At 51.6% G+C, this 19,471-nt stretch carries 18 protein-coding genes; 8 read left to right on the forward strand and 10 right to left on the reverse strand.

The genetic code is table 11. The features are described 5' to 3' along the window. The first annotated feature begins 67 nt into the window (after nt 1-67). From FEK30_RS03445 to FEK30_RS03465, 5 genes are all read left to right on the forward strand, one after another. Nucleotides 68-355 (forward strand): TMEM165/GDT1 family protein, encoded by a 288-nt coding sequence (locus FEK30_RS03445; protein ID WP_138073729.1) that lies wholly within the window; start codon nt 68-70, stop codon nt 353-355. A gap of 92 nt (nt 356-447) precedes the next feature. Further along, nucleotides 448-1,659 carry a M20 metallopeptidase family protein gene (locus tag FEK30_RS03450; RefSeq protein WP_138071814.1) on the forward strand — a complete coding sequence of 404 codons (1,212 nt, stop codon included), beginning with the start codon at nt 448-450 and terminating at the stop codon, nt 1,657-1,659. 4 nt (nt 1,660-1,663) lie between these two features. Further along, nucleotides 1,664-2,314: a cupin domain-containing protein gene (locus FEK30_RS03455; protein WP_138071816.1), complete on the forward strand. Its 651-nt coding sequence runs from the start codon at nt 1,664-1,666 to the stop codon at nt 2,312-2,314. A gap of 142 nt (nt 2,315-2,456) precedes the next feature. Continuing rightward, nucleotides 2,457-4,115, forward strand: coding sequence for an EAL domain-containing protein (locus FEK30_RS03460; RefSeq protein ID WP_138071818.1), 1,659 nt, complete (start codon nt 2,457-2,459; stop codon nt 4,113-4,115). Nucleotides 4,116-4,253: 138 nt separating this feature from the next. Next, nucleotides 4,254-5,498 carry a vWA domain-containing protein gene (locus FEK30_RS03465; protein WP_138073730.1) on the forward strand — a complete coding sequence of 415 codons (1,245 nt, stop codon included), beginning with the start codon at nt 4,254-4,256 and terminating at the stop codon, nt 5,496-5,498. Between the two features lie 16 nt (nt 5,499-5,514). On the opposite strand, the gene FEK30_RS03470 is transcribed toward FEK30_RS03465, so the two are convergent. The 5 genes from FEK30_RS03470 to gshA form a co-directional block, all read right to left on the reverse strand. After that, the gene (locus FEK30_RS03470) at nt 5,515-5,730 is read right to left on the reverse strand and encodes an RNA-binding S4 domain-containing protein (protein WP_138071820.1); all 216 of its coding nucleotides are present in this window, start codon (nt 5,728-5,730) and stop codon (nt 5,515-5,517) included. A gap of 23 nt (nt 5,731-5,753) precedes the next feature. Then, nucleotides 5,754-6,491, reverse strand: a complete 738-nt coding sequence (locus tag FEK30_RS03475) for a dienelactone hydrolase family protein (RefSeq protein ID WP_138071822.1) — start codon at nt 6,489-6,491, stop codon at nt 5,754-5,756. A gap of 145 nt (nt 6,492-6,636) precedes the next feature. Then, nucleotides 6,637-8,598, reverse strand: coding sequence for a LysM peptidoglycan-binding domain-containing M23 family metallopeptidase (locus FEK30_RS03480; RefSeq protein ID WP_138071824.1), 1,962 nt, complete (start codon nt 8,596-8,598; stop codon nt 6,637-6,639). A 749-nt stretch (nt 8,599-9,347) separates the two neighbouring features. Next, complete coding sequence (locus tag FEK30_RS03485; protein WP_065717169.1) at nt 9,348-9,803, reverse strand: tRNA (cytidine(34)-2'-O)-methyltransferase; 456 nt, start codon at nt 9,801-9,803, stop codon at nt 9,348-9,350. A 56-nt stretch (nt 9,804-9,859) separates the two neighbouring features. Further along, complete coding sequence (gene gshA / locus FEK30_RS03490; protein ID WP_138071826.1) at nt 9,860-11,005, reverse strand: glutamate--cysteine ligase; 1,146 nt, start codon at nt 11,003-11,005, stop codon at nt 9,860-9,862. Nucleotides 11,006-11,183: 178 nt separating this feature from the next. Between gshA and FEK30_RS16710 the strand changes: the two genes are divergently transcribed. Beyond that, nucleotides 11,184-11,324 carry a hypothetical protein gene (locus FEK30_RS16710; protein ID WP_012308359.1) on the forward strand — a complete coding sequence of 47 codons (141 nt, stop codon included), beginning with the start codon at nt 11,184-11,186 and terminating at the stop codon, nt 11,322-11,324. A 239-nt stretch (nt 11,325-11,563) separates the two neighbouring features. Continuing rightward, on the forward strand, nt 11,564-12,334 hold the full coding sequence (gene cobA, locus FEK30_RS03495; protein WP_223209948.1) for a uroporphyrinogen-III C-methyltransferase: 771 nt from the start codon (nt 11,564-11,566) through the stop codon (nt 12,332-12,334). Here the strand turns inward: cobA and FEK30_RS03500 are convergent. The 5 genes from FEK30_RS03500 to FEK30_RS03525 all read right to left on the reverse strand — a co-directional run bounded on the left by FEK30_RS03500 (nt 12,317) and on the right by FEK30_RS03525 (nt 18,110). Beyond that, entirely contained in the window at nt 12,317-13,954 is a 1,638-nt protein-coding gene (locus tag FEK30_RS03500) for an acetolactate synthase large subunit (RefSeq protein ID WP_030007761.1), read from the reverse strand. The genes cobA and FEK30_RS03500 overlap by 18 nt on opposite strands. Nucleotides 13,955-14,003: 49 nt before the next feature. Continuing rightward, nucleotides 14,004-15,368 (reverse strand): NAD-dependent succinate-semialdehyde dehydrogenase, encoded by a 1,365-nt coding sequence (locus FEK30_RS03505; protein WP_138071828.1) that lies wholly within the window; start codon nt 15,366-15,368, stop codon nt 14,004-14,006. Nucleotides 15,369-15,538: 170 nt separating this feature from the next. After that, entirely contained in the window at nt 15,539-16,063 is a 525-nt protein-coding gene (locus FEK30_RS03515; RefSeq protein WP_255447933.1) for a phycobiliprotein lyase, read from the reverse strand. A gap of 111 nt (nt 16,064-16,174) precedes the next feature. Continuing rightward, on the reverse strand, nt 16,175-16,375 hold the full coding sequence (locus tag FEK30_RS03520) for a hypothetical protein (RefSeq protein WP_030008230.1): 201 nt from the start codon (nt 16,373-16,375) through the stop codon (nt 16,175-16,177). Nucleotides 16,376-16,562: 187 nt separating this feature from the next. Then, nucleotides 16,563-18,110 carry a bifunctional aminoglycoside phosphotransferase/ATP-binding protein gene (locus FEK30_RS03525; protein ID WP_138071830.1) on the reverse strand — a complete coding sequence of 516 codons (1,548 nt, stop codon included), beginning with the start codon at nt 18,108-18,110 and terminating at the stop codon, nt 16,563-16,565. A 233-nt stretch (nt 18,111-18,343) separates the two neighbouring features. On the opposite strand from FEK30_RS03525, the gene ald reads away from it, so the two are divergent. After that, nucleotides 18,344-19,432, forward strand: coding sequence for an alanine dehydrogenase (gene ald / locus FEK30_RS03530; protein WP_138071832.1), 1,089 nt, complete (start codon nt 18,344-18,346; stop codon nt 19,430-19,432). Nucleotides 19,433-19,471 lie beyond the last annotated feature (39 nt).

Genomic DNA, 19,471 nt, shown 5'->3' on the forward strand with positions numbered 1-19,471 from the left:
GGCAGCCGTTCCTGGTTTTTGATTAACGTGATTCACCGATAAAACAGTTTTCTCACCCATGGTAGATATCGATTGGCAATTACTAAGTCTCACTTTTATTACCGTCTTCTTGGCGGAGATTGGTGACAAGAGTCAACTGGCGGCGATCGCCTTAGGGGGCAGTTCCAAATCACCCATTGCCGTATTTTTTGGCTCCGTGACGGCCCTAGTTACCACCAGTCTTTTGGGTGTCATTGCCGGGGGAGCTTTCGCTGCGTTTATCCCTGCCCAGATTCTCAAGGGTCTAGCGGCCATCGGTTTTGCGACCCTCGCCGTACGGTTACTGTGGCATCCGACCCCAGCAGACGAAGATTAGGCCTCTATTTCCCCAGTCCGCAGATCGACGGGAGAAAAAAGAATCTTCTACACTAGAAGGGCAGATTTTTACGTCCTTGCGTTGGGTTTCCCATGGTTGCCACCGTTAGCTTAGATGCCGTTCTCCACAAACACCGGATTCGTCCCACGATCCAAGCGCTCCAATCAGAAATTGTCCAGTGGCGTCGCCAGATCCACCAGAAACCGGAACTGGCATTTCGAGAAAATCTGACAGCAGAATTTATTGCCCATAAGCTCACGGCATGGGGCATCCCCCACCAAACGGGCATCGCTGAAACCGGCATTGTCGCCCTCATCGAAGGTCACCAAAAGGGTAAAGTGCTGGGCATTCGCGCCGATATGGACGCCCTACCGATCCAAGAGGAAAATGAGGTGGATTACCGTTCCCAGCATCCGGGAGTAATGCACGCCTGTGGTCACGATGGCCATGTGGCGATCGCCTTGGGGACGGCCAAATATCTCCAGGAAAACCGCGACAGTTTCCGGGGATCTGTGAAAATTATTTTCCAACCTGCTGAAGAAAGTCCCGGTGGCGCGAAACCAATGATCCAGGCGGGAGTGCTCCACAATCCCGATGTGGATGCGATTATTGGCCTGCACCTGTGGAATAACCTTCCCCTCGGCACGGTGGGGGTACGACCAGGGGCCTTGATGGCGGCGGTCGAAAGCTTTGACCTGCGGGTACAGGGGAAAGGGGGCCATGGTGCTCTCCCCCACCAGACTGTCGATGCGATCGTGGTTGGGGCGCAAATTGTCGGCGCACTGCAAACCCTTGTGTCCCGTATTGTGAATCCCCTCGATGCAGCAGTAGTCACGGTGGGCGAGTTTAAGGCGGGCCACGCCATGAATGTGATCGCCGATTATGCAGATCTCAAGGGCACCATCCGCTACTTTAATCCCCAACTGGAAAAAACCATTGGCGATCGCCTCGAAACCATCGTCAGTGGCATTTGCCAAAGCTACGGAGCCAGCTACAAATTAGACCATGTACATCTTTACCCGCCGACGATCAACGATCCCGCCATGGCCGAGTTGGTGCGTTCCGTCGCCGAGGCAACCATCGAAACGCCCCTAGGCGTGATGCCCGAATGCCAAACCATGGGCAGCGAAGATATGTCCTTTTTCCTGCGGGAAGTGCCCGGCTGTTACTTCTTCCTTGGTTCGGCCAATCCCTACTTTGATCTGGCCTATCCCCACCACCATCCCCGCTTTAACTTCGATGAAACAGCCCTGGGAATGGGGGTAGAAATGTTTGTCCGTTGCGTTGAAAAATTTTTAGCCTAACCCCATGAAACTCCGCGCCGATTTACAAGAACGGGTTGTCCTCGATACCAACGCTTTACCCTGGCAAGCCTCACCCATGGCCGGGGTCGAACGGCGAATGTTAGACCGGGATGGGGCCGAAGTTGCCCGCGCGACTTCCCTGGTACGCTATGCCCCCGATAGTTATTTTTCGGAACATACCCACGGCGGCGGCGAAGAATTTTTTGTCCTCGAAGGCACCTTTGCCGATGAACATGGGGAATATCCTCCCGGCACCTATGTGCGTAATCCCGTGGGTTCCAGTCACCGTCCCCACAGTAAAACGGGTTGTACGATTTTCGTGAAGCTCTGGCAAATGGATCCGGCGGATCAAACTTTTGTGCGGGTGAATACCCAAGTGCAGCCCTGGGTACCCGGCTTAGTGAAAGGTTTATCGGTGTTGCCGTTGCATAATTTCCAGGGGGAAAATGTTGCCCTGGTGCGGTGGGAACCGGGTACTTATTTCCAAACCCATCGCCATTGGGGGGGTGAGGAAATTTTTGTCCTGGAAGGAACTTTTGAGGACGAACAGGGCAGCTACCCCGCCGGCAGTTGGTTACGCAATCCCCCCGATAGTATTCATACTCCCTTTAGTCGAGCAGGCTGCATTATTTATGTGAAAACGGGCCATTTGTAAGGCATTCATCAAATACCAGGGGGTTTTTGCGTTTTTGTGGGATCTCGCTTTGAAAATCTGTGCTAAAACCCAACATAGGTGCAGACACTATCATTGAGTAGCGTTAACCCATAAAACCGTAGGTAATTTTCCCCGGAGCCATATGACTTTTTTTTGGCAGAATGATGACCTGGCTACGGGTCAAGGGATCAGCTTTGAGCAGCCGATTTTCCTCGATGGCCAGATGCCTCTCACCGAGGCGATCGCCCTCATGACGGGCCAGGAAAAAGATTCTCCCCAAAGTTGTTTAATCATTACGGAGGGGGAACAAATGGTGGGAATTTTAACGGAGCGGGGCTTGGTGCGGCTGTCCCTTTCACCGAAAGCGCTCCACCAAACCTTGGTGCGGGAAATTATGACTAGCCCGGTGGTGACCATTGAGCAGAAAAATTTAATCGACGTTTTTTCGGCCTATAACTTAATGCAACGGCATCAGATCCGCCATTTGCCCGTCGTGGATGAACAGCAGCGTGTGATTGGGGTTACAACCCTTAGTCTGTTGCGGCAGGCGTTACATTTGGGCTATTTTCTCCGGTTTCGGGAAGTGCGGGAGGTGATGTCTAGTCAAGTGATTTCCGCCCCACCAGAAACCTCTGTCCTCGAAGTTGCGCAATTGATGGCAAGGCGGCGGATTAGCTGCATAGTGGTGGCCATCGAAGCTGGATATTTCATCAAGCCTATTGGTATTGTCACAGAAAGAGATATCGTCAAATTACAAGGCTCTGGTGCTGATTTAGAGGCCTTGAGCGTTGGGGAAGTGATGAGTGCGCCCCTCATCCAGTTACATCCTGGGGATTCCTTGGCGATCGCCCAAGAAAAACTCCAACGGCATCGGGTGCGGCGGATCGTTGTTACCGGAAAAGACGGGGAATTACGGGGTATTTTGACAGAAAGTAATCTCTCCCAAATTCTCGATCCCCTAGAACTGTTCGGGATGTTGGAAATTTTGCAGCATCGAGTCAAACAACTGAGCGAAGACCGCGATCGCCTCTTACCCCACAAAAATCTTCACCTCCAGCAGGCCCTGAAAAACGGCGAATTTCTACTCTATTACCAGCCCCAACTCGACATCGAAAGCCAGCGGATCATTGGGGCGGAAGTGTTGGTGCGCTGGCAATCACCGGAACAGGGTTTGGTTTCACCGGGGGAGTTTATCCCCCTCGCCGAAATGACAGGCTTTATTGTGCCCCTGGGGGAATGGATCCTCAAAGCAGCCTGTACCCAAGCCGTCCAATGGCAACAACGGGGCCTGACTCCCTTGCAAATTTCGGTCAATCTTTCGAGTAAGCAACTACAAAGTCCCCAACTGGTGCCCTGCCTCAAGGCAATTTTGGCGGAAACGGGGCTTGAGGCCCGCTGGCTCAAACTAGAACTGACCGAAAGTGCCCTAGTGGAGAATGTTGATTTTACGATGGCCCAATTTCGGCTGATTAAAGAACTAGGCGTGGCGATCGCCATTGACGACTTTGGGACGGGTTATGCCTCCCTGGGATACCTGCAGCATTTTCCCTTTGATACCCTCAAAATTGATCGCTGCTTTGTGGAAAATATTCACCAAAACCCTAAAAATGCCGCCATCACCAAAGCCTTAATCAACATGGCCCAGCAGCTTAACTTTTCGGTCGTCGCTGAAGGGGTAGAAACGGCTGAAGAAATGGAATTTCTGCGCCAACATCACTGTTACACATTCCAGGGGTTTTTCATTAGTCGCCCCCTGCCGACGGCGGCCTTCGAAACATTTTTAGCAAATTATCCAGCCTAAAACTCCGAATCATTACGAAACCCAGTCGTCGTTGCCCGTTCCCCGAGGGAAACAGTTATGCTGAAATTGCGAACATATTTGCCTCTGTCTACGGGGTTTGCCCCCCAATAATTCACGCCTTATCAAGAAATAGCCATGATGCAAGTCGGACTGCAAGCGCTCCTTAGTGATGCCCATTTGGATGCCACCCAGGCCCAAAGTCAACGGCAACTCTCCCTCTCCATTGGGGCGATCGCCAGTGATTTTCAAGACGCCACCCTGCCGCTCAATCTTTGTTTAGTGCTCGATCACAGTGGTTCAATGGCTGGGCAACCCCTCCGCACCGTTAAAGAAGCCGCAATACAACTGGTTGACCAACTGCGGGAAGGCGATCGCCTCTCGGTGATTGCCTTTGATCACAAAGCAAAGGTGATTGTCCCCAACCAAGATGTCACGGACAAAGCCCACATCAAAGCCCAGATTGATCGCCTTGAGGCCGCCGGGGGCACCTGTATCGACGATGGCATTAAGCTTGGGTTACAGGAGCTGGCCAGTAGTCCCGGTAAACGCGCCGCCCAGGTGTTTATGCTCACCGATGGTGAAAATGAACATGGCGACAATGGCCGCTGTTTGGAAATTGCCGCCGTCGCTGCCGAACATGGTGTCACCCTCAATAGTCTCGGTTTTGGCGAAAATTGGAACCAGGATGTCCTCGAAAAAATTGCTGATGCGGCCAATGGCAGCCTAGCTTATATTGAAACCCCCAATCAGGCCCTCACCGAATTTGAACGACTCCTCCAGCGGGCCCAATCGGTTGGTTTAACCAATGCTCAACTGCTTTTACAACTTTCTCCCGGTAGTCGCTTGGCAGATCTCAAACCCCTCGCCCAGGTGGCCCCAGAAACCATCGAGTTGCCCGTGGTCAAAGAAGGCGATTTTTACGGTGTCCGCCTTGGGGATCTCTTAACCGAAGCGCCCCGGATCATTTTGGCCAATCTCTACATCGACCAACTGCCCCCCGGCCACCAAGCCATCGCCCAGGCCCAAGTCCGCTACGATGACCCGGCCACGGGCCAAACTCGGCTCATTTCAGAAGCGATTCCGATCACCGTAGACGTCCAAGAAAACTATCAACCAGCCCCGAATCCGGTGGTGCAACAATCGATTCTCGCCCTTGCTAAATACCGACAAACCCAACTGGCCGAAGACAAGCTCAAGGCAGGCGATCGCCAAGGGGCCGCGACTCTCCTCCAAACGGCAGCAAAAACGGCGATTCAACTGGGTGATACCAATGCGGCCACTGTCCTCCAGCAAAATGCGACCCAACTCCAAGGGGGCCAAGACCTCTCCGAAGGCGATCGAAAACGCACCCGCATCGCCGCAAAAACAATGATTCAACCTTGAGCTTTAGGAAACCACCCTACTCGTCAAATTCAACTTGGAGCGTTGTCCCTTCAAAACTGACCAAATCCCCGTGGCGTAATTTCCGTTTGCGGCGGGTTTCTGTTTCTCCATTGACCTCCACGAAGCCCCCCTGGATGACCATTTTGGCCTGGCCCCCCGTCGCCACAAGGTTCATAATTTTCAGAAATTGATCAAGCTGAATTGTGGGGTCGTCGGTCGGTATCTGGGTCATCGAAGTTAGACAAAAATAAAAATTTAGAGGGTTTCAGCAAAGAGGGTCTGTACCTCTTGCCATGCTGCTTGGGCGGCCTGTTCATTGTAACTGGCACGGCGATCGCAAAAGAAGCCATGGCCTGCCCCTTCATAGCGAAAAATCTTGTGCTCGACTTGGTGCATTTTTAAAGTCGTCTCGATCTGATCTACTTGAGTCGCCGGAATCGACGCATCGGCCATCCCAAAGAAACCGTAGAGTTTGCCTTGGATTTCAGAGGTGTAATCAAGGGTTGTCTGGGTTGCTTCCCCAGGACACCAGGTGGTAATCCCAGCACCATAAAAAGACGCTGTTGCCTTAATCTCCGGCAAACTGGCCCCCAAATAGACCACATGACCACCAAAGCAAAAACCAATGCTACCAACCCCCGTGGGCTTCACCTGGGGCAGATCATAAAGATAATCAATGGTTGCCTGGAGATCACTAAGCAGTTCTGTGGCCTTAGTTTGTTCTTTATATTGCCGTCCGACTTTCACGTCTTCTGGGGTGTACCCTGTTTCAAATCCTGGGGCCAAGCGTTGATAAATCGCCGGGGCGATCGCCACATAACCCAAGCGGGCAATGCGGTCAGTGACATCACGAATGTGGCCATTAACCCCAAAAATTTCCTGCACCACAATCACAGCGGGCAAGGGTTCCGCACTAACTGGATAGCTCAAGTAAGCCGCAATCTGCAGATCACCATTGGGAATTTGAACCGTTTCTGTTTGGAGTGGGGACATCACAAAAACACTGGATAAATAACTTCGTCGTTCCCATTTTAAAAGGTGCTTCCTGCGAGATTGCTTTGCCCATAGTCACAAAAAAAGAGGGAAAGACTCCCTCTCTTAAATCAATGTATTGAACTTAAAAGTTAAATATTTTGCCCTAACGCTTCGGCAAGAAGGCCATCGGGTTAACTGCTCCCTGACCCTTCGGATGAATCTCAAAATGGAGGTGTGGGCCAGTGCTAAAACCAGTGCTACCCATGGCTGCAATTTGTTGGCCTTGCTTGACCTGTTGGCCTTTGCGTACCATGATCCGGCTATTGTGGGCATATAGCGTGACACTGCCATCACCGTGGCGGATCTTGACGAGGTTGCCATAACCACCAGAGTTCCAGCCAGCCGTAATCACTTCACCACTGGCCGCCGCAAAAATGGGGGTGCCTGTGGGAGCAGCGATATCAATCCCCCGGTGCATCCGACCCCAGCGGGGGCCATAACCAGAGGTAAAGGTTCCTTTCGCCGGCCAAATATAACCATTGAAGATTTCAGCGCCCGGTAAATATTCATCGGGAGAGGCCAGGGGAGGCAGATCCGGGCTCACGGTTTCACCAACAGAGAGACGCAGAAGCGCGTTGTAGTTGGCGACGTTGCCAGGAGAAGCCGCTGCAATTTCCTGGGGTGCTTCGGGCACTTCCACGGTGCGGGGGGCCGTAGCAGAAGGCTCAGGTTGTCCTTGCCATTCTGGGTTAACTACCGGGGCCGGGGCCGCAGCGCGCTCATTGCTGGTGAATTCGACATTGGGAGCCGGAACCTTGAGGGCAATGGGCGTTGATTGCTGTTGATATTCCCGACGTAGCCGCGCGATGTCAGTTTTAAGCTTTTCTACGGCGGCTTCCGTGGTGATTCTGTCGCTGTCCGGTGCGGTTACAGAACCAGTTTCTGCCTGTAATTTGGGCTGCGGCAGAGAAACGGCATTCGCTAGGGTTGCACTATTACGATTCACGCCTTGGGTTACCTCCATTTGGGGAACAAGGGCCACAAATTCTTTTTGGGGCTGGGGTTGCTGGGCGCGAGCCGGAATCGCTAGCTTTTGGTTGACGTAGATTACGTTGGGATTGAGCAGCTTATTAGCGGCAATCAATTCACGCCCTGAGATGCCATAACGACGGGCGATCGCATATAAAGTTTCCCCGGGACGAACCACATGGGTTTTGGGCACGGCATTGGTGTTTGCTGCAACCAAGACTTCCGCTGGGGCTGCTAGAGTAGCGGCCTTTTCTTGGGGACGCACCAGAGGCGTCGAGGCATTGCTCTGGGCTGGCGGAACAGTCAGGGTGACAGAGCGGGCCTGTTCTGCTTTTTCTTCTTTTTTCGCTTCCAATACCAATTCAGGGGTAGGAGATTGGAGCTGGGGGGGTTCCGGTAAACGCTGGGGGCTAGAAACCGCATTATTAGCGATTAAGGTTTCCGGTGTGGGCTCTACCTTGGCCGTGGGCGCACTAAAGTCCTGGGGTTTCGGTACAGGAATCGTGACAACGCCCTTGGGGGCAGCGGTGGGTGCCTGGGGAGTCAAAGCAGTGGAGCTAACCAAGGTTTCGGGTTGAGGCGCCTCTGTTTTGGCCTCAAAAATCACCTTTTCCACAGGCTGGCTTTTGAGGGCTTGAATACTTTCGACGAGTTTGTCCTGTTCGGCGCGTAATGTAGCGGTAGGTGCGTCGGCCTCAAGGCGGGCAGAATCGGCATCCATGAGGGCTTGGGAAGGAAGCTCAAGGGCGGCAACTTCGACGCTGGGCTTGGGGAGCGTGGGTTGCTCGCTGGGGGCGATCGCCGGAGAGTCAATCTCATAACGGGCGATCGGTTGTTGGGAAGGGGCCGGAATTTTTAGTGCTTGCCCAACCACTAGAGTACTTTCGACAGTGAGATCGTTTAAGGTGGCGATCGCCTCAGGGGCCACGCCATACCGTTGAGCAATGGACCAAAACGTATCAGCTTCAGCAACAATGTGCTTGATGGCGGGTAGTTCAGGCTCAACCCTACTGACAGAATTTGAACTTACAGCAGCGACGAGTTGGGGGGATTCGACCTCCGGAGCCGTTGCTAAAGTAACTGGAGCAGGAATCATAAATGTTTCTCCTTGGGAAAAAAGACGGTCTGTTCGTGAATTGGGCAAAGCCGTTACTTCCGTGGTCAACACCGAAATCGGTGAAATTTTTCGTAGCCCTCAATGGGAAGACAAAAAATGTGAGAAGTGAGGCACGTTTTCCAGAAAACCAACAAGACTCCAGGGGGAGCAGGCTGATGGGAAAACAGACGCTTGGTTCGACTTTACCGACGTTGCCAAAGCTGCAGTACCTTCAGGGGATACAATGCGGTGCTTTTGGGATACGTCCTTCAAAAACAACCTCCTACTTGTGTCGAGCAGTGGTTTCATTCTGCTTCAACTGAAACAATTGAAGTAACAATTCTACCGACTTCTCGTGATTGAGATCACTTGAATTGGACATTTGGTGAATGTCTAGGAAAGGTTACCCTGGTTTCTTCTTTTTAACAAGTCTGGGTTGATATATTTTGATTTTTCTGGGGGAAAAACACTGGGATCAATGGGTAGTCCAGGATACAGAACAAGGGTGATTTCAGTTAATATTTAGTTGCACTTTTCCCCACTGGCGATCGCCTAGCATATTTTTTAGGTTTTGACAGCTTCTCTAGCCCAGACACCTATTGCATAAGCTTTTTAGGCTTTCTAAGTGCACATTTAGCGATAGTATTTTTGTTTTAAAAGAATAAAATCTCCACCGATTCAGGGGGGATCTGTTAATGTTTTCGGCGCACTACGGGGGGGCGGTGATAGAAATATCTTATCGAGGAAAACTAAAGCCCTAATTGACGCCGCACTTCAAAGAGACCCACCGCTGCACTCACGGAAAGATTAAGGCTCCGAACATGGGTCTTATTGATAGGAATAGTTAGGGTTGCATCGCAGCGTTGGAGCAGTTCTGCGGGGAGGCCTTGGGTTTCGCTACCAAATAGCAACCAGTCATCATCTTGGTAGGTGAATTCTGTGTATTGGCTCGTGCCCCGGACGCTGTAACCCAGGAGACGCCCCCCTCTGGTGGCCTGGGCCTGGAGGAAATGCTCAAGGTCGGGATAGAAAGAAAGTTTGACATGGGGCCAGTAATCTAGGCCGGCGCGTTTTAGGTGGCGATCGCTAATTTCAAAACCTAGGGGGCCGACGAGGTGTAATTCCGTATCGGTCGCCGCACAGGTGCGGGCAATATTACCTGTATTGGGGGGAATTTGGGGGTGAACAAGAACCAGTTGGGGCATCGGCGCAGATTAATAAACAAAGTCTTACAAACAGTTAAAGATACCCATTCAAGCACCTAGGCCACAAGGGCAGCAGGTTCGCACAAATATTGGGCTAATTCTTGATCGAGGGTTTCGGCTTCGGCGATCGCCTTTTGGATAATCATCTCTAAAGGTTGACCTTGACGATGGGCCTGGAGCCATTGTTGAGCCTGATTCCCCTCCCGGAGTAACTTTTGCAAGGGGCTGAGAAAACAAGCAAATCCCGCCTGTTTCGCAAAGGGATAGACTTCTGTATAAATTTCTTGGATCCAATCCACCGCTTGAATCGGCTGGCCTGTGCGCCAGTGATAGAGGGTCGCCTCTAGGCTAGATTGGGCCGCCAGTTGCTCATTGGCATCGGTAATTTCCAAAAGGCGGGCTGGATTTAGCTGACTGGACTTGAGGGGGTCGAGGTGGGGCTGGGCCAAAAGCTGCTGGATTCTTGCTTCGACGAAGGCGACAATGGCCAGCAATTGCAGGGGATGGATCACCAAATCACAAATTCTCAATTCCAAGCGGTTTAAGGAGTAGGGACGGCGATCGCCATTGGGACGCACCGAAGACCACAAATGTCGGACATTCTGCATCGTCCCCAGGCGGAGTTGCTCATTAGTCCAATCAATAAAATATTGATGGCTGGTAAATAGGGGCACCTGGGCCGGAGTTTTCGGGAATACTTGCCAGCGGCGGGAATGGGAACCCGTCACGCGACCATCTAGAAACGGCGAGGCCGCACTTAGCGCCAGGATCAACGGGGCTTCGAGGCGCATTAACCGACAGGCCCGCATCAAAATTTCTGGATCTTCAATGCCAATATTAATGTGGACACTGGCCGTCACCACATCGGTGCCATAGGTCTGTTCAATATAGGCATGGTAGGGATTTTGAGGATCCGAGCGAAAAAAGCGACTCGCATCGCCCAAAGAGAGGGTACTGCCAGGAATGAGGGTGTAGTTCCCCAGGGTTTTCAAAAACTGACGCAGTTGCAATCGGGGCTGCAAAATTGCACAGAGCAAACTTTCATAGCTGCAACAAGGGGGCGTGGTGTATTCGACATTGCGATTATCGGGTTCCCGCACAAAGCCTTCGAGGGCCTTTACCACTTGATCGGAGAGGCCGATAATTTCTCCGGTGGGAGTGCCTGTGTAGATTTCAATCTCTAAACCTTTTGATAGCAGCAAAATGTATCCTCAAATCCTGGCAATGGGGGATGAATCATGCAGATTATCCAGCAATACACTATTTTATGCTGCCCTTCTCTCTCCTTGTGCGAAAATTTCTCCCTGACAGTGGGGAATTTTAAGTTAATATACTCATTCTCTTAATAAATGCCATTTTAAAATTGCTTTAGATCAAACCATGAGTCAATGTACAGTCCAGGATAAAGCCGCCAATACATTACCCCTAGATACCCGGGTAAAATATCTCTCGATCCAAGCGGAATTGGAACTATTGCTCCAGCAAATCCGGTCTAATCCCCAGAAGCAGGAGCGAGCCTAGGGTAAATGGGGCGTCATGGTTTTTCATTGGGGCCATGGCTCCTTATTTTTAGGGATTTCTTGGCAGAAAACAAAAGGGGCGATCGCCTTGTCAAGAGAAAAATTAAGTATTTCTTTAGAAAGGGCAACCAAAGATACAGAAAAAAAAATTGCCCGTGTTAATCTGGGATACCTTACGGCTCCTCAGCCATTTCCCTTAAATTTATTTTCTCCCTGAACCCCTCCTCCATGGCAAATTCCATGACCCCTAGCACTCCAGTCGGCAAAGTTTACCTTGTTGGGGCAGGCCCCGGTGATCCTGGCCTCTTTACCCTAAAGGGCAAAACCCTCCTCGAAATGGCTGATGTGGTTGTTTATGATGCCTTGGTCAGTGAGCCAATTTTGGCGATGATCAATCCCCAGGCCGAACGGATCCATGCGGGGAAACGCCGGGGTAGACATTCACTCCCCCAGGAAGAAACCACAAAAATTTTGATCGAAAAAGCCCAGGAATTTGCCATTGTGGTGCGCTTGAAAGGGGGCGATCCGTTTGTTTTTGGGCGAGGCGGCGAAGAAATGGCCGATCTCCAAGCCGCAAATATTCCCGTCGAAATTGTCCCAGGCATTACCTCTGGCATTGCCGCTCCCGCCTACTGTGGCATTCCCCTCACCAGCCGTGGTTATAGTTGTTCGGCAACCTTTGTCACAGGCCATGAGGCCGCTGGCAAGTATCGACCCCAGGTTAATTGGCAGGCAATCGCCCAGGGTTCTGAGACCCTCGTGATCTACATGGGCATCCACAATCTGCCCCAAATTATTCCCCAGCTCCTCGCAGGGGGCTTAACCACAGACACTCCTATTGCTCTAATTCGTTGGGGAACGCGCCCGGATCAAGAAGAACTTCTGGGTAATCTTGGGGACATTGTCCAAAAAGTCGAAGCAACGGGCTTTTCTGCGCCGGCGATCGCCATTGTGGGTCGCGTGGTAGAACTCCATCCCCAGTACGACACCCTGTTACATGCGACAGATTAAATCCCCTGATTTTTGGGAGAATTTCACATTTTCGCTGTAGTCTACGGGGCAATCGATCACCGCTGGCACATCCTGGGCTAGGGCTTCTTTTAAGGTCGGCACAAGGTCGGCGGCGGCGGTAATCCGATAACCCTTGAGGCCCATACTTTCGGCAAACTGCACAAAATCGGGATTGCCAAACTCCACAAAAGCTGGTGCGCCGAACTGGTTAATCTGTTTCCAACCGATCAAGCCATAGCCACCGTCGTTAAAAATTAGGGTGACAAAATTCGCCCCAATGCGCAGGGCCGTTTCTAGCTCCTGGCAGTTCATCATAAATCCCCCGTCCCCTGTGACAGCCACAACATTTTTTTCTGGGTGAACTAATTTGGCTGCTACAGCACCGGGAATCGCAATGCCCATCGCCGCAAATCCATTGGAAATCAGGCAAGTATTTGGGCGATCGCAATGGTAATGGCGGGCCATCCACATTTTGTGGGCCCCCACATCGGAAATAACGATGTCCTCTGGGGCCATCACTTGGCGGAGATCGTAGATGATTTTTTGGGGTTTGACCGGAAAACTAGCATCGGTGCCGTGGCGTTCATAGTCCTCCCGAATCTCAGCCCGGACATTGAGAAATTTTGGCGCGGTTTTGCCCTCACGGTCTGTGCGTTTACGAATTTCATTTAATGCATCACCAATGTCACCGACAACTTCTGTGAGGGGAATATAACTACTATCAATTTCGGCAGCCACTTCACCAATGTGGATAATTGGGGTCGTTCCCTCTGGGTTCCAGCGTTTGGGGGAATATTCGATCAGATCGTAGCCCACTGCAATCACCAAATCGCTCTGTTCAAAAGCACAGGTGACAAAATCCCGCTGTTGGAGTCCCACCGTCCACAGGGACAGGGGATGGGTGTAGGGAATTGCCCCTTTGCCCATAAAGGTGTTGACCACGGGAATATTCAGCTGGGTGGCAAAATCGGTGAGGGCTTCGGCGGCATCGGCGCGAATAATGCCATTACCCACCAGAATTAAAGGACTCTTGGCATGGGCGATCGCCTCGGCAGCCCGGTTTAAACTCCGGCTTGAAGCATAGATTTTTTCACGACCATCCCGCTGGAGGGGCTGACCTTCTACGGGCATCGCCGCAATATTTTCAGGGAGGTCGATGTGTACGGCCCCTGGTTTTTCCTGCTGGGCAATTTTAAAGGCACGACGTACCACCTCCGGGGTCGTGTTCGGCCGGACAATTTGTTTATTCCACTTGGTGACGGGGGCAAACATCGCCACCAGATCAAGATATTGGTGGGATTCAATGTGCATGCGGTCGGTACCCACCTGCCCTGTAATCGCAATCAGGGGAGCCCCATCGAGGTTCGCATCGGCAACCCCGGTCATTAGATTGGTAGCCCCAGGCCCCAGGGTAGACAGACAAACCCCCGCTTTTCCGGTTAAACGACCGTATACATCGGCCATAAAAGCGGCACCTTGTTCATGGCGGACGGTGATAAAGCGGATGGGAGACTCCTTAAGGGCTTCGAGGATATGGAGATTTTCTTCCCCCGGCAGCCCAAAAATATACTCCACCCCTTCATTTTCTAGACATCGGATCAATAATTCTGCAGTATTCACGGGCGATCGCCTCCTCAGGCACCAAAATCGTTGGGATAAAGTCGGGGGGTTATTTTAGCCACACCGTTTTGGCATTCACAAAGGTGCGAATCCCAGCGAGGCCCAATTCTCGCCCATAACCAGAGCGTTTCGTCCCACCAAAGGGGAGGCGGGGGTCAGATTTCACCATGCCATTGATAAAGACGGCCCCAGCATCGAGCTCTTGAATAAAGCGTTGTTGTTCTGCTGGATCATTTGTCCAGGCGCTGGCCCCTAAACCAAAGGGAATATCATTGGCGAGGGCGATCGCCTGATCAAGATCTTTAACCGTAAACACCATCGCCACCGGTGCAAACAGTTCCTCCCGGAGAATCTTCGCTCCTGGGGGAATCTCCGTCAAAATGGTCGGCGGATAAAAATGACCGGCGCGATCGAGGGGTTGCCCACCGAGCAAAACCTTGGCACCAGCGGCCACAGCTTGATCTACTTGGCGGCTGATGTCCTGCAAAATGCTCTCCGTTGCCAGGGGGCCGATATCCGTCTCTGGTTCCATGGGATTGCCGATCTTGAGACTGGCAAATTTGAGGTGGAGTTTTTCGAGAAATTCGGCGGCGATCGCCTCGTGGAGAATAAACCGTTTTGCCGCAATGCAAGATTGGCCATTATTCATGGTGCGGGCCACGGTGCCCACAGCCACAGCCTCATCGAGATCCGCCGACGGAAAGACCACAAAGGGATCACTGCCACCAAGTTCCAAGAGCGTCGGTTTAATTTCTTGGCCCGCGAGACTGGCTAAACTCGCCCCAGCGGGTTCGCTCCCCGTTAAGGTGGCGGCCTTCACCCGGGGATCTTTGATGACCTGCTCTACCTGGGCTGCGCCAATTAACAAGGTTTGAAACACCCCTTCCGGAAACCCCGCCGCCTCTAAAATCGCTTCCACGGCGAGGGCGCACTGGGGCACATTGGACGCATGCTTTAACACCGCCACATTCCCCGCCATTAAGGCTGGGGCGGCAAAGCGAAAGACTTGCCAGAAGGGAAAATTCCACGGCATTACTGCAAGCAGGAGTCCCAAGGGCTGATAGCAAACATAACTTTCTGTGGCCTGGGTTTCTCTATATTCGTTGGCCAAAAACTGTTCGCCGTGTTCGGCATAGTAACGACATACCAAAGCGCATTTTTCGGCTTCGGCGATCGCACTTTTATGGGTTTTTCCCATTTCCGTGGTGATAATTTCGGCAAATTTACTGGCATCCCGCTCGAGGATCGCCGCCGCATTTTCGAGCCACTGTCGCCGTTGGCTAAAACTGGTGCGCCGATATGCTTGAAATGCATCCTGGGCCTTGGCTAATTTTGCGTCAATTTCTGCTGGGGTCAGGGCTTTAAAACGCTGACAGATTTCTCCGGTTGTGGGATTGATCGTGGCGATCGCCATAACTCTCTCCTTTGCCGCTGCGGGCTTGAGGCCTCCACTCTTCTCAGTGTAAGCGGGAATTTTGGCAATTTTTGGCGAGACAGATAAACCTAAACAATCCGTGACATACGTCCAACACAGATTTCCTTATGCAAGGGAGTTTTTAAAGGCAGCAAATTTAGCCCGGAGCCCTAGAGGCGTGTTTCTAAATATTGCGCGATCATCAGTTCTTGGCCTGCACGAGAAGTAATGGTTTGGCGGGTGCGGTGCTTATCCCCAACAAATTTGATTTCTTCTTCAAAACTGGCGCCGTCATAGGCGGTCTGGAGTCGCATAACGTGGGGTTGAATCAATTCAAATTCGGCCACAATCGGTGCAGTGGTCGAAAAACCACGGTCGCGGTACATGAACTGATCCCGAATCCCAAAGATCGTTTCTCCTTTTAGGGGTTTGCGTTGCACATTGGTGTAGGTGCTTTCCCAGGTTACTTTCGCCCCACATTGAAAGGCTTGATCAGGGGATAATTTGTGAGCGATCGCCAAGGGTTTCAGGTGGGGGTGCTCGGCGGGCAAAAAGACGACTTCGATTTCTGAAATGGCCTCCAGGGGCTCCTGGTCACTGTTGAGGGTGTAGTAGCGGCGCTGGGAATGCCACCGACCGGCGGAGCGCTGAAAAAAGGCGGTGCTGGCACTGGGCGAAGTCGCAAGTAAATTCATGGGCGAAGAGCTTCGAGAGCTGCTGCAAATGTCAATGCTTAGTTTATATATTGTTACATTCTATGGTGATTCTGGGCAAGGCAAGGGCGATCGCCTTACCCAGCAGAGACCCTACTTTACGTACTGCCACTGATTGCGAATGAGGGAAAGAAAAGTGGCATACCCCGCAGAGGTAGACGGAAAATCAGGTTTGTAAAATTCCGGAAACTCCGTATAGGGACGCCAAGGGTCAAAGGCTTTTAACCTAAGATGTAGTACCCCTTCAGACGCACCACCGTTGGGACTCCAGGTCATTTGGCCAGCTGTTTGCATGGTTTTTACTCCTTCAATTGAAATAGTCAATGAGTATTTATAACTATTTATTTTGGAGAAATGACCCAGAGTTTCCGTGGGATTTGTTACGGGATCGGGGAGAAATATGCGCAAGTGTTAACTTTTTGTAATATTTCCACCCAAGTTGGCGATCGCCTTTTTCTTTTCTCTGAGAAATTAATTTGGCTTAAATCGACTCCTCCGTAAGTTGGGCCATGATTGCGGCGGGAGCCTGGGTGGTATCCAGGGTTTTAACCAGGGGTCGCTCCTCTGGGGCAAAAGAGTCAAACTGCTCCTGCTGGCTAGTAAGCAGATCTGCCGTTGCATCGGAAATATCGTTGGTGCGGGTTGTTAACCGTTGGGCCAAAATCGGCAACGGTGCTTGGCAGTGGAAGATTTCTAGGGGAATGCCCTGGTTGGTACAGGCTTTAACCACATTTTTACGGTAGACAAGTTTGTCATACTTGGCATCGAGAATCACTGTAAAGCCCTGTTTGGCGAGTAGTAAACCCAGCTCTTGTAGACGGGCGTAAGTTTGCTCATTCATCGCTTCACTGTAGAGGTGGTCATCGCCTTTTGCTTCTAAAGATAAGCCTGCTAAATGTTTACGCACAGCATCGGAGCGCAGTTGAATTCCATTCCATTGGCGAGCTGCCGCCCGGGCCACCGTTGACTTGCCAGCACCGGATAAACCACACATCACAATCACTTTTCCCTGGGGGCGTTGGGTATAGCGCCAAGCTAGATCGTAGTAATCTGAAGCGATCGCCGCAGCCTGGATTTTTGCTTCTGGGGCGATCGCCGGATCATCCAAAAGAAATGAAGTCACTTTTGCCCGTACATAGGCCTGGCGACTCAGGTAGAGGGGCAAAACCTGGAGCCCTTCCCAATCTCCGGTACGTTCGACATAGGTATTGAGAAAAGCATTCCCCTGCTCCCTGGCCCCCCGCGCATCTAAATCCATCACCGTAAAAGCCACGTCATACATGGTATCTACGAACCGGAAAGGCTCATTGAATTCGATGCGGTCAAATAGTTGAATCTGATCTCGCCAAAAACAAATATTGCGCAGGTGCAGATCGCCATGGCATTCTTTGATTTTTGCTTCGCGGCGGCGTTTGGCAAAAATTTCCTCCCGGCTAGCAAAGAAATTATCTGTAAATTGTTTGGTTTGCTCGAAGCGCTCTTGGGTCTGGACAGTACCGATATATTTGGCCGTTTGGGCGTAGTTTTCATCGATGGCTTGGCGGATTTTGGCAATTTCCCCAAAGCTCAGGATATGGTCGTTGGTGGTTGCCCGTTGATGGAAATCAGCGACGGCTTTTCCCAGTTGCACCATGTGATCTTCGGTGAGAGTGCCCGCTGTAAACATCTCACTCAACAGATTTTCCTGGGGGAATTGACGCATTTTCACGGCATATTCCACCACTTCCCCTGCCCCATTAAAAGCATAGGTTTGGCCGTCATAGGTAATGGGCAGCACTTCTAGGTACAGGTCAGCAGCCAGGGCACGATTTAGCTCCAGTTCTACTTTGCAGAAATGTTGACGCTTGTCTAGGGTCGAAAAATCCAGGAAGCCGAAATTAACCGCTTTTTTTAGTTTGTAGGCATAGTCCCCGGTCAAAAATACGTAGGACACATGGGTTTGCACTAAGGCGATCGCCTCCTGGGTCGGGTGGGGATATATCGCTGGCTGTTGTAGCGCTTCAATCAAGGCCGAGATCGAATGGGACATCTAAAAAATTTCACTGTAGAAGATATTGAGGTTTATTGTGCCATCTTGCTCTGGTTCCCTTTGCCCAGAGTCTGAATCAATGCCATTTTGTCTAAGTTAATTTAGTAGTTTTATGTAATGGGGCAAGAGAAAAGTTAAATTTGTGTCGTTTGGGGAGGAGGTGCTGACAGAGCCTCAAAAAAGTCCTTAAATAAAAAGCACAGATCCTAAGACAAAACATAGAGGCGTTGAGGATGAAAATCGGTGTCCCCAAGGAAATCAAAGACCAAGAATTTCGGGTTGGTTTGTCACCGAGCAGTGTGCAAGTCCTCGCCAGTGCGGGTCATCATATTTTGATTGAAACGGGGGCGGGCCTCGGTTCTGGATTTACGGATGCGGAATACCAACAGGCCGGAGCCGAAATTGTTTCTACGGCGGCGATCGCCTGGGAACAAGACATGGTCGTTAAAGTCAAAGAACCGCTTCCCTCAGAATATGGCTCGTTGCGCCCTGGCCAAATCCTATTTACCTATCTCCATTTAGCGGCTGATCGCCAGCTCACAGAAAATTTAATGCAATCGGGCGTGACGGCGATCGCCTACGAAACGGTCACCGACGGCAAAGGTCATTTACCACTCCTTGCGCCGATGAGTGTCATTGCTGGGCGCTTGGCCGTGCAGTTTGGGGCGCGCTATCTCGAAAAACAGCAGGGCGGCAGAGGCGTTTTACTCGGAGGTGTCCCTGGCGTTGGGCCGGGTCGGGTGATGATTCTTGGTGGGGGGACTGTCGGCACCGAAGCGGCAAAAATGGCCGTGGGTCTTGGGGCCCAGGTACAGATCCTCGACATTAACGTCGATCGCCTCAGTGATTTAGAAGCGCTATTTGGCTCCCGAGTGGAGCTACTCTACAGCACACCGACCCAAATTCAACGCTGGTTACCCCTCGCCGATCTGGTGATTGGGGCCGTGCTTTTACCGGGCAAACGTGCACCAATTTTAGTGTCCCGTGCCGCAGTCAGACAGATGAAACGGGGTTCTGTCATTATTGACGTGGCTGTAGACCAAGGGGGCTGCATCGAAACCCTGCGGCCCACCAGTCACAGTGCCCCCACCTATCTCGAAGAAGGAGTTGTCCATTTTGGGGTGCCCAATATGCCGGGGGCCGTACCCTGGACAGCAACCCAAGCCCTCAATAACAGCACTTTGCCCTACGTTCTCCAACTGGCTAATCAAAGTCTGGGAGCGATTAAACAAAATCCGGCGATCGCCCAAGGATTAAATATTGCCGAGCGGCGTTTAGTCCACCCTTCGGTGCGAGAAGTCTTTCCCGATTTAGCCGACTAAAGTTAAGCCATACTTAAATTTTCGCAAATGAAGCTCGCT

Origin of the sequence: Picosynechococcus sp. PCC 11901 (assembly GCF_005577135.1) — a bacterium.
In the GTDB taxonomy this organism is placed as follows: domain Bacteria; phylum Cyanobacteriota; class Cyanobacteriia; order Cyanobacteriales; family MRBY01; genus MRBY01.

What these genes read in the sequence shown, in the direction of transcription:
- FEK30_RS03450 (WP_138071814.1), top strand. Translation starts at nt 448, where the DNA reads ATGGTTGCCACCGTTAGCTTAGATGCCGTTCTCCACAAACACCGGATT.
- FEK30_RS03455 (WP_138071816.1), top strand. Translation starts at nt 1,664, where the DNA reads ATGAAACTCCGCGCCGATTTACAAGAACGGGTTGTCCTCGATACCAAC.
- FEK30_RS03460 (WP_138071818.1), top strand. Translation starts at nt 2,457, where the DNA reads ATGACTTTTTTTTGGCAGAATGATGACCTGGCTACGGGTCAAGGGATC.
- FEK30_RS03465 (WP_138073730.1), top strand. Translation starts at nt 4,254, where the DNA reads ATGCAAGTCGGACTGCAAGCGCTCCTTAGTGATGCCCATTTGGATGCC.
- FEK30_RS03470 (WP_138071820.1), bottom strand. Translation starts at nt 5,730, where the DNA reads ATGACCCAGATACCGACCGACGACCCCACAATTCAGCTTGATCAATTT.
- FEK30_RS03475 (WP_138071822.1), bottom strand. Translation starts at nt 6,491, where the DNA reads ATGTCCCCACTCCAAACAGAAACGGTTCAAATTCCCAATGGTGATCTG.
- FEK30_RS03480 (WP_138071824.1), bottom strand. Translation starts at nt 8,598, where the DNA reads ATGATTCCTGCTCCAGTTACTTTAGCAACGGCTCCGGAGGTCGAATCC.
- FEK30_RS03485 (WP_065717169.1), bottom strand. Translation starts at nt 9,803, where the DNA reads ATGCCCCAACTGGTTCTTGTTCACCCCCAAATTCCCCCCAATACAGGT.
- FEK30_RS16710 (WP_012308359.1), top strand. Translation starts at nt 11,184, where the DNA reads ATGAGTCAATGTACAGTCCAGGATAAAGCCGCCAATACATTACCCCTA.
- cobA (WP_223209948.1), top strand. Translation starts at nt 11,564, where the DNA reads ATGACCCCTAGCACTCCAGTCGGCAAAGTTTACCTTGTTGGGGCAGGC.
- FEK30_RS03505 (WP_138071828.1), bottom strand. Translation starts at nt 15,368, where the DNA reads ATGGCGATCGCCACGATCAATCCCACAACCGGAGAAATCTGTCAGCGT.
- FEK30_RS03515 (WP_255447933.1), bottom strand. Translation starts at nt 16,063, where the DNA reads ATGAATTTACTTGCGACTTCGCCCAGTGCCAGCACCGCCTTTTTTCAG.
- FEK30_RS03520 (WP_030008230.1), bottom strand. Translation starts at nt 16,375, where the DNA reads ATGCAAACAGCTGGCCAAATGACCTGGAGTCCCAACGGTGGTGCGTCT.
- FEK30_RS03525 (WP_138071830.1), bottom strand. Translation starts at nt 18,110, where the DNA reads ATGTCCCATTCGATCTCGGCCTTGATTGAAGCGCTACAACAGCCAGCG.
- ald (WP_138071832.1), top strand. Translation starts at nt 18,344, where the DNA reads ATGAAAATCGGTGTCCCCAAGGAAATCAAAGACCAAGAATTTCGGGTT.